Source organism: Acinetobacter puyangensis (genome assembly GCF_900096995.1).
Classification (GTDB): Bacteria; Pseudomonadota; Gammaproteobacteria; order Pseudomonadales; family Moraxellaceae; genus Acinetobacter; species Acinetobacter puyangensis.
In genome coordinates this window covers 80,332-96,307 of record NZ_OANT01000001.1, presented here as the reverse complement: position 1 = coordinate 96,307, position 15,976 = coordinate 80,332, and the positions used below count along the sequence as shown (strand labels likewise).

Sequence of the window (15,976 nt, the reverse complement as noted above, 5' to 3'; positions counted from 1 at the left end):
CATGCAGCAAAAACTTTCGACCAGCGAACTGTTAGGTCAGTTGAAAACCGCTATCGGTGCAGCACACGTTTTGACAGATGATGTCGATACCCGTCTATATCGGCAAGGGCGACGCTTTGGTGAGGGTAAAGTTTTTGCTGTCGTGGCACCCGGCAATTTACTGGAACAATGGCAGGTATTACAACTTGCAGTTTGCGCAGATTGCATCGTGATTATGCAGGCTGCCAATACCGGATTAACCGGTGGTTCTACACCGTATGGTGAAGATTATGATCGCCCTGTAATCATCATCAGTACCCGCCGTCTGGCCGGTGTACAAGTGATTAATGACGGTAAACAGGTGATTTGCCTACCCGGTGCAACACTCGATACGCTGGAACGGCAGTTATTACCTTATGATCGAGAACCGCATTCTGTGATTGGTTCTTCCTGTATCGGTGCTTCAGTCCTTGGTGGGGTATGTAATAACTCTGGTGGCGCATTGGTACGTCGTGGCCCGGCCTATACCGAACTGGCCTTGTATGCCCAAGTCAATGCACAAGGTGAATTGAAATTAATCAATCATCTTGGTGTAGATCTGGGATCAACACCGGAAGAAATCCTTAAAAATTTACAACAACAAAATTATCAAAGCCAAGATATCCACGATGATCAAACACGACATGCTTCCGATCACCGCTATGCACATGATGTCTGTCAGGTAGATGAGGCCACACCAGCACGTTTTAATGCCGATCCAAGCCGACTGTTTGAGGCTTCAGGTTCAGCCGGAAAGGTTTGTGTATTTGCAGTACGTCTGGATACCTTTGAAAAAATCAAAAGTCAGGTGTTTTATATTGGTTCGAATAGTATTGATGATTTAACCGAAATTCGTCGTTACCTACTGACAGATTTAGCCCGACTGCCCATTGCCGGGGAATATATCCACCGGGTTGCCTATGACATCGGGGCAAAATATGGCAAAGATACCTTTTTGTTTATCGAAAAATTCGGCACAGCCAGAGTCCCTAAAGCCTTTGCATTAAAGGATAAGGTCGATGGTTATTTAGAAAAATTTGGCATACGCCATTTAACTGATAAAGTCCTGCAAATGGTCACGGCAGTATTACCGAATCATTTACCCGAGCGCATGAATCAATTCCGGGATTTATATGAACATCATCTGATTTTACGGATCGAAGATCAGGACGTAGCACAGGTCAAAGACTTTTTATCCGAATATTTTGCACAACATGCACAAGGTCATTTTTTTCTCTGTAATGCGGATGAAGGACGCAAGGCTTTTTTACACCGTTTTGCAGTCGCAGGTGCCGCAATACGTTATCGAGATACCCATCAAGATGAAGTCGAAGATATCGTGGCACTGGATATTGCCTTACGTCGCAATGACCGAGAATGGCTGGAAACTTTACCGCAAGAGATGGATCAACAAATTCTCCATAAACTCTATTATGGTCATTTCCTCTGCCATGTATTCCATCAGGATTATATTGTGAAAAAAGGCGTCGATCCTTTAAAGATGGAACATCAGATGTGGGCATTGCTGGATCAGCGTGGTGCAGAATATCCGGCAGAACATAACGTCGGACATTTATACGTTGCCAAGCCGGCCTTAAAACAACATTATCAGTATCTTGATCCGACCAATCGCTTTAATGTCGGCATTGGTCATACTTCCAAATTAAAATACTGGAAATAACCGATACAATATGTGGGATTACGTTACCAAGGTATCAGTCATCCCATTGCGCTAAATGTTTGAGTGCAAACATATCATCACAATGCGTTGTTTATCAGGTTTTTACAAGCAAAGACAAAGCAATGCCCCACATCACCAGTCCAATGAGTAGATCCAGTATTTGCCATGCGCGTGGTTGCCGAAATAAAGGCAACAACAGTCTTGCACCAAAGCCCAGACTAAAAAAGAAAATCCACGAGGCCATCATCGCACCTAATGCGAATAAATAGCTGTCATCTTGATATTTGATCGATACAGCACCAATTAAAAACAAGGTATCTAAATAAACATGAGGATTCAGCCAAGTGAAGGCCAAACTCATTGCAATCATCTGATAAACATTATGGTGTTCGGTTGCACTGGCTTGCAGGCCATCATTATGTTGAATGGCCCGATAAAAATGTTTGCCGCCATACGCAAATAAAAAAACCGCACCCAGATACTTGGCAATCACCACAATCATCGGATAATGCTGAATAATTTTGGCGAAACCGGTAACGCCCAAAAAGATTAAGATAGAATCCGATAATGCACAAATCAAACAAATGATGAAAACATATTGTTTTTTTAAACCCTGTTTTAGGACAAAAGCATTTTGTGCCCCAATGGCCAAAATCAAAGAAAATCCAATACTCAACCCAGCAATAAAATTTGTCATCGCGATCTTAATTTTATCAATTTCAATGGGAATGTATTGTCTTGGTACTTGCAACAATAAGCAGTAAACTTAAAAATATTTATGGGATACTAAATTTTTTTAGGACAATATGTTTGATAAAAAGCAGTGCAATGCCTTTCTCGCAGTGATTAAAACAGGCAGTTTTGAAAGTGCGGCCAAAGAATTGTTTTTAACAGCTGCTGCGGTTTCATTACGAGTACAGGCACTGGAAAAATCTTTGGGGACATTATTAATCAACCGCACACGTCCCTGTACCGCCACACAGGCAGGTCTTGAAGTGGTGCAATATTTACAACATGCAAAATTAAGAGAACAAAAACTTTTACATGATTTAAAAGCAAAAACGAATAAGAACTTTTTTAAAGTACGGATTGGCTCAAATGAAGATTCCCTCGCAACCTGGTTATTGCCGGCTATTACGGAGACACTTATTCAGCAACAGCTGATTGCAGAAATTCATGTTGATGATCAATCCCGAACTTATGCACTGTTAGAAACGGGTTTAGTCCATGGTTGCATCTCCATGCAAGCACGACCCATGCATGGTTGTGAAGCTATTTTCCTTGGAAATATACGTTACAAAATGGTGGCCACCCCCAATTTTGTGCAAAAATGGTTTACACATGGCATCACCCGTGAAGCTTTTCGTCTCGCCCCTGCCATAATTTTTAATGATAAAGATCATCTGCATTTTGATGTAATGCAAAATCGGTTTGGTTTAGTACAAAATAGTTACCCTTACTCGAGCATTCCTGCGTCGGAAAGTTTTGTTACGGCAATACGGCTAGGTCTGGGCTATGGGATGGTACCAGAATTACAATTGAACGAATTAGCACCACAATCACTGATTGAGCTTTATGAGCCTTGCGCAGTAGATGTTGCGCTGTATTGGCACCACTGGCAACAACAATCCTTACCCTTACAGAAACTTACGCAACATCTAGTGGCAAATGCAAGACATTATCTTGCGTATCCAAAGCTTAAAGATTAATGCATAAAGGGGAATAAAAATGCATCATGGATACAATACGTTTTAAAAGGGATCAACGCAGTACATCATTTTATTTTCCCATGCCGACGCAGGAATGCTTATAATAGATGTCCCGTGTTCTTTTTTACCTGATGGAAGTCCTACACATGTCAAACTGGTTAGATGAAGTTAAATTCGATGCAAATGGTTTAATTCCGGCAATTGCACAACATCATCAAACTGGTCGTGTATTGATGGTCGCCTGGATGAATCGTGAGGCCTTACAACTGACCGCAGAAAAGAATCAGGCCGTATATTACTCACGTTCCCGTCAAAAACTCTGGCATAAGGGTGAAGAATCAGGACATTTCCAGACCGTACATGAAATTCGTTTGGATTGTGATGGTGACGTAATTATCCTACAAGTTGAACAACATGGCGGCATTGCCTGCCATACGGGACGGGAATCCTGTTTCTATCGCAAACTGACCCCACATGGCTGGGAAATCGTGGATGCACAACTTAAAGATCCCGATGCGATTTATGGCGAAAAAGCACACACTGAACATCGCCATACTGCATTAATGAATGCATCTACAGCAAAATCAGAACAGGTTGATGTGCTGACCCATCTAGGCCAATTGATGCAGCAACGCAAAGCTGCCGATGCCGATCACTCCTATGTTGCCAGCCTATACAAAAAAGGCATCAATAAAATTCTGGAAAAAATTGGCGAAGAAAGCACTGAAACTATTCTTGCTGCCAAGGATTATGCAACACTTGCCAGTGAAGAAAATAAAAATGATGTGATTTATGAAACAGCCGATATCTGGTTTCATAGCATTATTATGCTGGGCTATTTCGATCTTGATCCGCAATTGGTACTGGACGAACTGGCACGTCGTCAGGGTTTATCTGGTCTACAAGAAAAAGCGAGCCGTACATGATTGTTTGTACCCAATCTGGTGATTTTTCACTATCCCAGCATAAGAGAACGTGTTAATGCATGCAACCAAAGAACAAGCCATAGCGATTGATACTGCCCGCTTAGGTCATTCTTTTAAAATTGTTGCGTATGCAGGTACAGGTAAAACCACCACATTACAAATGATCAGTCAGGCTATGCCGCAGCGGCGTGGTTTGTATCTGGCATTTAACAAAGCCATCGCTAACCATGCACAACAACGCTTCAATCAGGGTGTGGACTGCCGTACCTTCCACTCACTGGCGTATCGCAGTGTGCCACGCAATATTACCGACAAATTGCGTTTACCACGATTAAGCCCCAGCTATCTCGCCAACGAGTATCAGCTACAACCGATCACGCTGCGCCGCATGATGGGAAGCCGCTATGAAAAATATCTGTTAATGCCAAACCGTCTAGCGAGTCTGGTGTCCAATGGCGTGAGTCAGTTTTGTGCGACCAATGCACAATACCCTGCCCCACGCCATATTCCGGTACCCGACTGGTTACATCCCGATGATGCCGACGAACTACAAAAAGCCCTTTATCCTTCACTGGAACGCCGCTGGCTAGATTCTATCAATCCGAACCATCAGGCCGGGATTGGGCATGATATTTATTTAAAACTCTGGGCATTGTCCGAACCGAATATTCCAAGCGATTATATTCTGTTTGATGAAGCACAGGATGCCGACCCTTTGATGCTGGGAATATTACTCAAACAACGTAATGCACAAGTGATCTATGTCGGTGATGCGCATCAGCAAATCTATGCCTGGCGGGGTGCCGTCAATGCCATGCAGCAACTGCCTTTGCCGGAAAGCCGTTTAACCACATCGTTTCGTTTTGGTGAAGAGATTGCCGATGTCGCCAATTATCTGTTATATGCCTTGAAAGAAACCGTACCTTTACATGGCTATAGCGAGATTCAATCCAAAGTGGTGAATAAACCGCATACCAAAATGCGTGATGCAATTTTATGCCGTACCAATGCCCGAGCCATGGAATTATTACTCAGCGGTTTGTTGCAAGGCGATAAAGTCAGTCTACAAGCTGATCATCCACGCCTTACCCGCTTTATTGATGCTGCTACAGCACTGAAACAAGGCAAGCGCGTTACCGATGTGCCAGAACTGGCATGGTTTAACTCCTGGCATGATGTGCATGAATACTGTGAAACCAATGATGGCAGTGATATTAAACCGCTAGTCAAACTGGTCGATGATCATGGCACTGCACCATTAAAGCAAGCACTGGAAAAAATCACCCCGATTGCACAGGCAGACTATGTCATTTCCACCGCACATAAAGCCAAGGGACTGGAATGGAACCGGGTCCATCTTGAAGATGATTATCAATTTAAACTCAATCAGTTAGATCACAAAATTAATCCGGAAGAGCTACGTTTGCTCTATGTTGCCTGTACTCGTGCTAAACTAAGCCTAAATATTCATCACATTTATGATTTAGTGCAGCAACTTAAGCGTAATTATCAACCTAAAAAATCCGCTTAACCGCCCCATTTGATACTGGATAGCATTATGCGACTACAACATATTCAATTTAAAAATATTAATCAATTTAAAAATTTGTCGATTGATTTAAGTGACAGTACATCATCAGCGATGACTGTAATTCTGGGTGAGCAAGATAGTGGCAAGACCTCGATTCTTAAAAATATTTTCCATATCCTAAGCTGGTTTTCAGGCCGATATAAGGATTTACGCACAGCTGGCATCGTGATTGCTGATAACGATATGTATGACGATAGCCTATACGCATCGATTCAGGTTGAAGTGAGTTATCCCAAGGAATTAGGCACATTGCTTGAAGATGCTGGTGCCCAGCCTGATATAGATGGGCTATGCCAATGGCAATTGATCAAAACCAAAAGTACAGCACTGGGTATTGGCTTGAGTCGTCCAGAGACCGCCCAACTGGAAAAGTTGGTCACACGCTACCAAAAACAATCAATACAGGATCCCTTATTTTCGATACCCTGTATTGCCTATTATCCGGTGGAACGCTTTGTACATGAAGCCAATATTCAAAATAAAAATGCTGCCACCAATTTAGGTTCACTGCACCATGCCTACGATCTAACCAGTCTAAGTTTTACCATGTTTAGTAAATTCTTCGACTGGTATCGTGAGGTTTACGATTTGGAAAATGCGCAAACTGCGCAATTGCTCAAACAATATCTTGATCCTGATCAGCGGTTTCAGGGATATGATCAGATGAATGAACTGTTTGCTGGTCTGGAACAAGCTTATCGTCTGAGTCCACAACGCTGTCTAAACAGCTTAAATAGCGCCATTCATATGGTATTGCCGGAAATGGGCGAGTTATTTATCGAATTCCAACCACGTTTACGCTTGATGATCAATTTTAACGGGCAAAAAATTCCTTTTATGCAACTTTCCCAATCCTACCGGATCTGGGTAGCACTGGTCGGTGATCTGGTACGCCGTGCCTGTTTGCTCAATCCACAAAGTTTGTATCCATGTATGGAAACAGATGGCATTGTCCTGATTGATGAAGTAGATGCCTTACTTGATCAAGCACATCGGCATAGCATTCTAACCCGTTTACAACGTGCTTTTCCTAGAATGCAATTCATTGTGTCTGCGCTTAATAGTGACATTGTGGAACAAAACAATGAGGTTGCTTGCTATCAATTGCTGGATCAACAACTGTTTAAACTGGATTTTGCCGAACATCAGCAAAAACTTCAGTCCATCTATCAAGGTCTTGAAATTGAAACACAAATTGAAAGCCTGCCACAAGAAACCACACATAGCGAAACCGGCCCTGCATTATCATCGCTGGAAGATATTATTAGCCTTGCAGAACAACTGAATGAAAATGAACGTGCCCAACTTTTAGAGCACGTGAAAAAAATAACGCCTTAATCAAACTTATTTTTGTCGGGTCATACTTTGCAGTATATTGTCCTTATCAATCCAGTAATGTTTCAGGGCTGCTGCAATATGACCTACCACCAGTAGTCCTGCAAACCAAGATAAATAAATATGTACTGGTTTTACGATGGCCATAATGTCAGGATTTTTATCGATAAGTTGTGGAATATTGAACAAATATAATACCGGAGCTGGATGTCCGGCACTCCAGCTATACAGACAACCGGAAATTGGCAATGCAATCAGCATTAAATACAAAAATAAGTGGCCAAGATGTGCCAGACCTTTCATCATTGGTGACATCGTGTCAGGTAATTTGGGTGCAGGATGGGTATAACGCCAAAAAATTCGAATCACCACCAGAAAAATAATCGTTGTGGCAATATTCTTATGTAGGCTGATCACATCCCCTTTAAAGCTACCATCGACATCATAGCTGAGGAAATTACCGCTGTAAAAACCAATCAGCCATACCGTAATAAAGATGATTGCCATGACCCAATGCAGTACTTGAGCGGTACGAGTATAATAATGTTGAGGTGTTGTCATCATGCGATTCCTTGCTGGTCTGATTCTGGCTAAGATATGCTGGTTATAGTATAAGCAAGTTAAGGAAGATATATCATCCTATCTATGCAACGCTGTGATGTAAAATCAATAAAAAATACATGATCATCAGCGAAATATCATAAAAACGACAATTGGAAATTTTCCATTTGATCTTCCAGACTAAAAACCCCCATACCCGCCAGTCGGAATTTTAAATCTTTATGCTGCGCAAATTCTTGCAGCAATTGCGTTACCGCATGGATCAGCTGTTCAACATTCTCAAATGCATGGGAAAAGGTACGACTGTGTTGCAGCGTTTTAAAATCTGTGGTTTTTAATTTGACCTGCACCCCACGAGCAATCATTTTTTTACGTTGTAATTGTTGCCAAACCTTATCAATCAAAGGTTGCCAGACATGATCCAGCTCAATTAAAAAATAATCCTGCTCAAAGGTAATTTCTTTGGAAATCTGCTGCCGTTCACGCTCTGCCTGTACCGGTCGATCATCAACACCCTGTGCATAAAGATACAAACGCCGGCCGAATTTACCAAAATGATGAACCAGCACTTGCTCTTCAATCGACTGAATATCGCCGATGGTTTGCCAGTTGAATGCGATTAATTTTTGTAAAGTGACTTTCCCCACGCCCGGGATTTTCTCCAGCGCTAAAGTCTGTATAAAGCGTTGCACCTGTGAGGGTTTGATTACACATAAACCATCGGGTTTATTCCAGTCCGAAGCAATTTTGGCCAGAAACTTATTCGGTGCTACGCCAGCAGAAGCTGTCAATCCGGTTTCTTTGACAATATCAGCCCGAATGTGCTGTGCTACCTCGGTGGCGGAAGCCAATCCGGTTAAATTCTCGGTTACGTCAAGAAAAGCCTCATCCAGAGAAATCGGTTCGATCAGTGCGGTATAACGCTGGAAAATTTGCTGTAATTGCGATGAAACCGTTCGATATTTATTAAAATCTGGTGGAATACAAATGACTTGTGGACACAACTGCTTTGCCTTTGCCACCGACATCGCCGAGCGTAAACCAAATTGCCGTGCTTCATATGTTGCTGTTGTTACCACAGAACGGGGACGGTCACTGGCAACAATCATGGGTAAACCACGCAATTCCGGACGATCACGCAATTCGACTGATGCATAAAATGCATCCATATCAATATGAATAATTTTGCGTTGTATCATGATCGCTTTACCACAGCTTTAGCCAAAATTATGGTGTATTGTTCTTTGGTTTGATTAACAATTGAAAATCATGAGCATCACCTCGAAAAACATTCAAATCAACCTCGGTATTGATCCCTGTAATTTTGCCAGTGTGCGAATATTGCCAAAACATCCAAGGTCGTTGATCAATCCGGGGCGGCACATTTTTAAGGTCTTGTAGCCATAATGTATAGCCTTCAAACTTGTCTTCAATATAGGTTTTATAATAATTCGGTGTGGTATAAAAAATCGGCCTCTTACCATAATGCTGTTCAAGGGTTTGCGCCATGGTTCGGATACGCTGCTGTAATTGCTCTGCATTGACCTCAGGACACGTCCACTGAAACTCCAGATCCATGACCGGCGGTAAGCTATCGACTTTTTTCGGCACAGCCTGAATATAATTTTTTGCCTGCTCTTCACCGCTTTTACAATTTCTAAAAAAATGATAGGCACCCACAGCTAAACCCTGCTGTCTGGCATTTAACCAGTTATCCTGAAACTTGGGATCTTGATAGTCTCCCCCTTCTGTCGCCTTGATAAAAACAAACTGATATTTTTTCGCATCAATTTTTTGCCATTGAATTTCGCCTTGATGGCGGGAAATGTCAAATCCCTGTATGGCATAATCATTAAAATTTTGTGGATTGACATAATTCTGTGAAAAAAACAATGCACCACCCAGACCTAAACTCAACAAAGCCACTGCCATGACACTTACCACAACTTTTTGTGAAACACGTCTGTTTATTCTACGCTTGGTGGTTTTGCTTTTCATGAACTAAACCGTTATTTATTGAACATCATTGCGATACAGACTGTTGTGATAATTGAAGCTTTTTAAGCCGACGAAACACCAGACTTGCCAATACCGTAATTGCACCCAACACAATGTAAGTATGCTGGAAAGACCAGAGCAGCGGGAGATGTGCGCCAATTTTTTCAAAATAATGTAATAGCACACCCACCAAAGCGACTCCCATACTCATACACATATTGATCACCATGGAAAGCAAACTATTACCATTGGCCGATTGTTCCTGACTTAGATCCTTAAGTGTTAAGGTATTCATGGCCGTAAACTGCATGGAATTGACACAGCCGAACAGGAAAAAATGTATTGCCTGCGTATAGATATTGGGATGTAAATCAAGGACAGCAAAACTCATAATACCTAAACCCACCAGCAAAGTATTGATCATCAATACCCGATAATAACCATATTTCTGAATAGTGCGCGTGGTAAAGCGTTTAATGACAATTGAACCAAACACCAGCGGCATCATCATCAACCCTGCCTGAAATGGACTAAAATCCAATGCCAGTTGTAGGCTTAAAGGCAAAATAAATGGAATACTGGCACTACCCAATCGAGTAAAAATATTCCCTAAAATCCCAATTTTAAACCGAATATCCTGAAACAAGCTCGGACGAAAAATAGCACGTGAATCCCGTTTGGCATGCCACATATACAACAAACTGGCAAAGACACCCAAGGCGAGTATAGAAAAAACCAGTGTCAAACTCCATGTGCCCTGAGAAAATCCCTCCAGTCCCATGGTTAAAGCCACCATCATTATGACCAATAACACAAAACCGAAATAATCAAATCTGGGTAAATTTTGCAATTTCATATTCGGCATATGGGTACAGGTAAAAATCATACCCAATAGCCCAATCGGCAGATTAATCAGAAAAATCCAGTGCCAGCTGGCATACTCCACCATAAAACCACCGAGCATCGGACCTAACATCGGGCCAATCAAACCGGGAATGGCAATAAATGCCATGGCAGCCAGAAATTGGGTACGTGGTAAAATCCTTAATAATGCCAGACGACCGACCGGCAACAAAAACGCACCACCAATGCCCTGAAAAATTCGTGCGATAATCAATTGTTGATAATTCTGCGATAAAGCACATGCCAATGACGCCAACGTAAACATGGCAATGGCAAACAAATAGACATTACGAAGGCCAAAGCGATCCGCCAGCCAGCCACTGACCGGAATCAGAGCTGCGACTGTTAACACATATGCAATCACCACATTATGCATTTGCAAAGGATCGACATGCAGACTCAGCGCTATCCGCGGCAAAGCAGTATTGACGATGGTAGCATCCAGTGCCTGCATAAAAAAACCTAGCGCGGCAAGCCACAGTAGAACACGAAATTCAGGAGCAACTTTTGCTTCATATACGCTTGGTCTTGGTTTCATTTTTCTCTAAATAAGCTATGGTCTATTGACATTGGGATGATGGATCGAACAAGTTCAACATAACAAATTTTTTACAGTCTGAACTACATACTCCGCCCTAGTCTAACCCGACTTATTACACTTGATCTATCAGTATTCTGTTGTCATGTTCTTGTCATCAAATCGTCATGCGGTTTAAATCTTGATAGCCTACGCTATGCAGTCATTTGGGGCCTTTGGAAGATGGAATGAATTTCAGTAAAAAAGTTTTGGCGATCAGTCTGGCAAGCATCATCGGACTTACAGCATGTAATGATCATACAAAAGATGAAACTGTTGTAGAAACGCCAGAAGTCACACCAAATAGCATTGAACTTTCATTACTTGGGCGATATGAAAGCGGTATATTTGCCGAAAGCGCTGCCGAAATTACTGCATTTGATCCAGAAAGCAAACGTATCTTTACTGTCAATGCGAAAAAAGGTCTGGTCGATGTCCTAGATGGCAGCGACTTAAGTCAACCTAAGCATATTGGCGAACTCTCGGCACAAAGCATTTTGGCAGATACCGAAGTGAATAGTGTGGCAGTGCATAATGGTATTGTAGCACTGGCCGTACAGGCACCGAAAAAAACAGATGCAGGATTTGTTGCATTTTTTAACGCCAAGGATTTAAGTTATATCAGCCATGTGACTGTCGGTGCATTACCCGATATGGTGACCTTTAGCCCGGATGGCAAACATGTGCTGGTTGCCAATGAGGGAGAACCTGAAGCCGGCTATCAAATTGATCCAGAAGGTTCAATTGCTGTGATTGATGTCAGTACTATCAACAAACCCGTTGTTCGCATAGCCGACTTTAGCGCATTTAATGATAAAAAGGCTCAACTGATTGCAGAAGGTGTCCGAATCTATGGTCCAAATGCCACTGTGGCACAGGATCTGGAACCTGAATATATTACCATTTCGGCTGATAGCAAAACGGCTTGGGCAACATTGCAGGAAAATAATGCGCTTGCACAAATCGACATTGCTACGGCAACTGTGACCCATATCTATCCGCTTGGATTTAAACATCATGGTCTAGCAGGTAATGGACTAGATGTCAGTGATAAAGATGACAAAATCAATATCAACACATGGCAAGACCTATATGGCGTGTATCAGCCTGACTCAATTGCAAACTATCAGGTCGATGGAGAAACCTATCTGGTGACAGCCAATGAAGGTGATGCCCGTGAATGGATCAGTGATGAAAAAGCCTATTATGCCGGTGATGAAAGCAAAGGTTTTATGGAAGAGTTTCGTGTCAAACATCTTGTCCATGACAAAGGTTTTGCCCGACGACTCGGAGATGACCTGCCTGCCCAACTTGGTCAGCTTGCCAAGGGTGGCAGACTGAATCCGGCCATATTTGCCTATTGTGGCGCAAGCGCAACTTCAAGCGGCGATTGTAGCAAGGATGAAAATCTGGGACGCTTAAACATCATTTGGAATATGGGCTATCAAACCAACAGTGATGGTTCAGCCAAACTGGATCAGGATGGTTATCTGGTGTATGACAAGTTATTTAGTTTTGGTACACGATCTTTTAGCATCTGGAGTAGTTCTGGCCAGTTAGTCTGGGATTCGGCTGACCAACTGGAACAGCAGATCGCCAAAGATTTGCCTGATTATTTTAATAGCAATCATGAAGAAGTGGCATTTGATGATCGCAGTGATAATAAAGGACCCGAACCTGAAGGTCTGACGCTGGGTACGATCGGTCAAAAGACTTTTGCGTTTGTCGGACTGGAACGTGTTGGCGGCATCATGGTTTATGATATTAGTCAGCCCAAAGCACCTATCTTTGTACAGTATATTAATACCCGCGATTTTTCTATTACCGATCCGAGTAAAGATCTAAGCAAGGCAGGTGATCTGGGTCCTGAAGGATTAACTTTCATTGCTGCAAAAAATTCACCGACTGGTACACCTATTTTATTGGTGGGCAATGAAGTCAGTGGTACCACAGCAATCTATCGCATCAACCTAAAATAAAAAAAGCCTGCCGATCTATCATTACTGATCTATCGGCAGGCCCTGCGCATTTGTACGCTTGAATACACCATAATGTCTACGTGGATTTTTTACATCACATATCGTTTAGACGACAAATTCTGCCGGCGAACCCAAATTACTCAATATTTCCAGAATTTGCTGCTGCTGATTGCAAACCAGAAGTTTGGCACGATGCTGCATCGGTAAGAAGCCTTCTTGTACGGCATGATCCAGCTGGGCAATCAGTGGTGCATAAAAGCCATTGACGTTATACAAAATCATCGGTTTTTGATGCTGATTCAACTGCCCCCAGGTGGCAATTTCCAAAATTTCTTCAAACGTACCCAAACCACCCGGCAAGGCGATAAAGGCACTGGCACGATCTGCCATCATAGCTTTACGGGTATGCATGGTATCGACAATGTGCAATTCGGTCAGTTTATTGTTGGCGATTTCGTAATCCAGCATAAACTGTGGAATCACCCCCACGACTTCTCCACCATATTCCAATACTGTATCGGCAACCTGTCCCATCAGGCCAATACTTGCGCCACCATATACTGCACCAAAGCCGTTTTCTGCCAATGTTCTTGCCAATGCAATCGCTGTTTCTTTATATATCGGATTATTGCCGGAACGTGAACCACAATATAGGGCGACTAATGGTTGTGTGGTTACGATATCTTGATCTAACATAGAATTCATATCAATTAACATATCTTTCTCTAATCTAACGTTATATACAGTCTTTCTTTCTTAGTATAAGCAAGTTATATGACAATATCTGCAAAGTGATTACAAAAATATTCATAAACTGTATAAATTCCCCGTTTAAATAATAAACATCATTTTTTGTGATTTTTTAAAATTTTTTAATGAATTTGTCCGAATTCTTGCATATACTCAAAACATGTTTCACTACATTTCTTATCTATATGAGTAGTCGATGTTGTCACTTTACTGATGACCTTTTTATTTTTTCACAATCAATTAAAACTTTTTCATTTTTTTTCAACTTATTCAGTCACGCCACGTATTCCGTATCCGGCAAAGGGAGTAATCATTCATGATGTTTGAGTGGATGTCCGATCCTTCTGCATGGGTTGGTTTATTGACATTAGTGGTGTTAGAAATTGTCTTAGGCATTGATAACCTTGTCTTCATTGCCATTTTGGCAGAAAAACTCCCTCCGGAACAACGCAATAAAGCACGTATCATCGGTCTAAGCCTAGCCTTGGTCATGCGTTTAATCTTGCTGGCCTCTATTTCCTGGGTGATGACACTAAAGGAAAATTTATTTGAAATCTTTGATTATGGTTTTTCCGGTCGAGATCTGATTTTGATTTTCGGGGGGGTCTTCCTGTTATTTAAAGCCACCATGGAAATCCATGAGCGCATTGAAGGTAAAGCAGATCTTAAGGAAGAACGGGTTGAACACGCTGCATTTTGGGCAGTGATTGCACAAATTGTGGTACTTGATGCGATTTTCTCCTTAGATAGTGTGATTACCGCTGTGGGTATGGTACCGCATCTTGAAGTCATGATGATTGCTGTGATCATTGCAGTCGGCGTGATGCTGCTGGCGTCACGTCCGTTGATGGCCTTTGTCAATAAACATCCGACCGTGGTGATTCTCTGTCTGGCGTTCCTGTTTATGATCGGATTGTCGCTGGTGCTGGAAGGTTTTGGGATTCATATTCCAAAAGGCTACATTTATGCTGCGATCGGCTTCTCAGTTCTGATTGAAGCCATTAACCAAGCCACACGTCGTAGTCGCGAAAAAATGATTACCACCACAGATCTGCGCTCTCGCACGGCTTCTGCGGTGATTCGTTTGCTCGGTGGCCGAACAATTGACAAGAATGAACAGGATCAATTGTCCGAAACAGCAGACATTTTAGCGACTCAATCCTCCGCCAATGAAGTCTTTTCTGATGAAGAAAAAGGCATGATCCATGGCGTATTAACACTGGCTGAACGTCCAGTCAAATCCATTATGACGCCACGTCCAGATTTGGAATGGCTGGATCTGACCGAATCAGGCAACATCAAGGAAAAATTGCTGGCAATCAGTCATTCCCGTGTGCTTATTGCACGGGGTAGTCTGGATAATCTAGAAGGCGTTGCATTAACCCATAAAGTGCTCAATCATTATCTGGAAACCGGTGAAATTGACATTGAGAATAGCCTGCGTCAACCGCTAGTGGTTCATGAAAACATCAAGGTTCTAACCCTGATGGAACAATTACGCCATGCACCCATGCAGATCGCCATTGTGCTCAATGAATACGGCTCTATTGAAGGTATTGCGACACCGATTGACATTCTGGAAGCAATTGCAGGTGAATTTCCTGACGATGAAGATATTGAAACCCCAGAAGTGGAAATGTTGAAAGATGGTTCATGGATGCTGGAAGGTTCCAGTGATATCCGTCATGTTTCATTGTTGGTCGGTAAAGATCTGGTCAATGATAATGAAGAATATTCTACCCTATCAGGCTATTTACTCTGGCACTTGGGTCGTGTGCCGCATGATGGTGAACAGGTTGAGGCAGATGGATTTACATTTGACATCCTAACCATGGATGGTCATAAAATCGACAAGGTCAGAATCACTACATTATTGCCGAACAAAAACGACGATTAACCAAACAAAACAGCCAGCATGAATTCATACTGGCTGTTTTGATCTTTTTAT

The 15,976-nt window shown here is 42.3% G+C and carries 13 protein-coding genes; 7 read left to right on the top strand and 6 right to left on the bottom strand.

Going from position 1 to position 15,976, the window contains the following annotated elements:
- The first annotated feature begins 1 nt into the window (after nt 1).
- Nucleotides 2-1,699, top strand: coding sequence for a D-lactate dehydrogenase (gene dld / locus CRO21_RS00440; protein ID WP_097077396.1), 1,698 nt, complete (start codon nt 2-4; stop codon nt 1,697-1,699).
- Between the two features lie 94 nt (nt 1,700-1,793).
- Here the strand turns inward: dld and CRO21_RS00435 are convergent, their stop codons facing one another.
- Nucleotides 1,794-2,396 carry a LysE/ArgO family amino acid transporter gene (locus CRO21_RS00435; RefSeq protein WP_097077395.1) on the bottom strand — a complete coding sequence of 201 codons (603 nt, stop codon included), beginning with the start codon at nt 2,394-2,396 and terminating at the stop codon, nt 1,794-1,796.
- Between the two features lie 109 nt (nt 2,397-2,505).
- Between CRO21_RS00435 and CRO21_RS00430 the strand changes: the two genes are divergently transcribed.
- The 4 genes from CRO21_RS00430 (at nt 2,506) to CRO21_RS00415 (ending at nt 7,263) form a co-directional block, all read left to right on the top strand.
- Nucleotides 2,506-3,408 carry a LysR family transcriptional regulator ArgP gene (locus CRO21_RS00430; protein ID WP_097077394.1) on the top strand — a complete coding sequence of 301 codons (903 nt, stop codon included), beginning with the start codon at nt 2,506-2,508 and terminating at the stop codon, nt 3,406-3,408.
- A 146-nt stretch (nt 3,409-3,554) separates the two neighbouring features.
- Nucleotides 3,555-4,334, top strand: a complete 780-nt coding sequence (hisIE, locus tag CRO21_RS00425) for a bifunctional phosphoribosyl-AMP cyclohydrolase/phosphoribosyl-ATP diphosphatase HisIE (RefSeq protein ID WP_097077393.1) — start codon at nt 3,555-3,557, stop codon at nt 4,332-4,334.
- Nucleotides 4,335-4,389: 55 nt separating this feature from the next.
- Entirely contained in the window at nt 4,390-5,865 is a 1,476-nt protein-coding gene (locus CRO21_RS00420; protein WP_087619560.1) for a UvrD-helicase domain-containing protein, read from the top strand.
- Between the two features lie 27 nt (nt 5,866-5,892).
- Complete coding sequence (locus tag CRO21_RS00415) at nt 5,893-7,263, top strand: AAA family ATPase (RefSeq protein WP_097077392.1); 1,371 nt, start codon at nt 5,893-5,895, stop codon at nt 7,261-7,263.
- Between the two features lie 6 nt (nt 7,264-7,269).
- Here CRO21_RS00415 and CRO21_RS00410 read toward each other — a convergent pair whose 3' ends face one another.
- From CRO21_RS00410 to mdtD, 4 genes are all read right to left on the bottom strand, one after another.
- A complete protein-coding gene (locus CRO21_RS00410; RefSeq protein ID WP_097077391.1) occupies nt 7,270-7,821 on the bottom strand; it encodes a cytochrome b in 552 nt (183 codons plus the stop codon).
- 137 nt (nt 7,822-7,958) lie between these two features.
- Nucleotides 7,959-9,020 carry a DNA polymerase IV gene (gene dinB, locus CRO21_RS00405; protein WP_097077390.1) on the bottom strand — a complete coding sequence of 354 codons (1,062 nt, stop codon included), beginning with the start codon at nt 9,018-9,020 and terminating at the stop codon, nt 7,959-7,961.
- 28 nt (nt 9,021-9,048) lie between these two features.
- A complete protein-coding gene (locus CRO21_RS00400; RefSeq protein WP_097077389.1) occupies nt 9,049-9,819 on the bottom strand; it encodes a glycoside hydrolase family 25 protein in 771 nt (256 codons plus the stop codon).
- 25 nt (nt 9,820-9,844) lie between these two features.
- Complete coding sequence (gene mdtD, locus CRO21_RS00395; protein ID WP_097077388.1) at nt 9,845-11,260, bottom strand: multidrug transporter subunit MdtD; 1,416 nt, start codon at nt 11,258-11,260, stop codon at nt 9,845-9,847.
- A gap of 227 nt (nt 11,261-11,487) precedes the next feature.
- On the opposite strand from mdtD, the gene CRO21_RS00390 reads away from it, so the two are divergent.
- On the top strand, nt 11,488-13,278 hold the full coding sequence (locus CRO21_RS00390; RefSeq protein ID WP_097077387.1) for a choice-of-anchor I family protein: 1,791 nt from the start codon (nt 11,488-11,490) through the stop codon (nt 13,276-13,278).
- A 105-nt stretch (nt 13,279-13,383) separates the two neighbouring features.
- Here the strand turns inward: CRO21_RS00390 and CRO21_RS00385 are convergent, their stop codons facing one another.
- Entirely contained in the window at nt 13,384-13,995 is a 612-nt protein-coding gene (locus tag CRO21_RS00385) for an LOG family protein (protein WP_097077386.1), read from the bottom strand.
- Between the two features lie 349 nt (nt 13,996-14,344).
- Between CRO21_RS00385 and CRO21_RS00380 the strand changes: the two genes are divergently transcribed.
- On the top strand, nt 14,345-15,925 hold the full coding sequence (locus tag CRO21_RS00380) for a TerC family protein (RefSeq protein WP_097077385.1): 1,581 nt from the start codon (nt 14,345-14,347) through the stop codon (nt 15,923-15,925).
- The last annotated feature ends 51 nt before the right edge of the window (nt 15,926-15,976 follow it).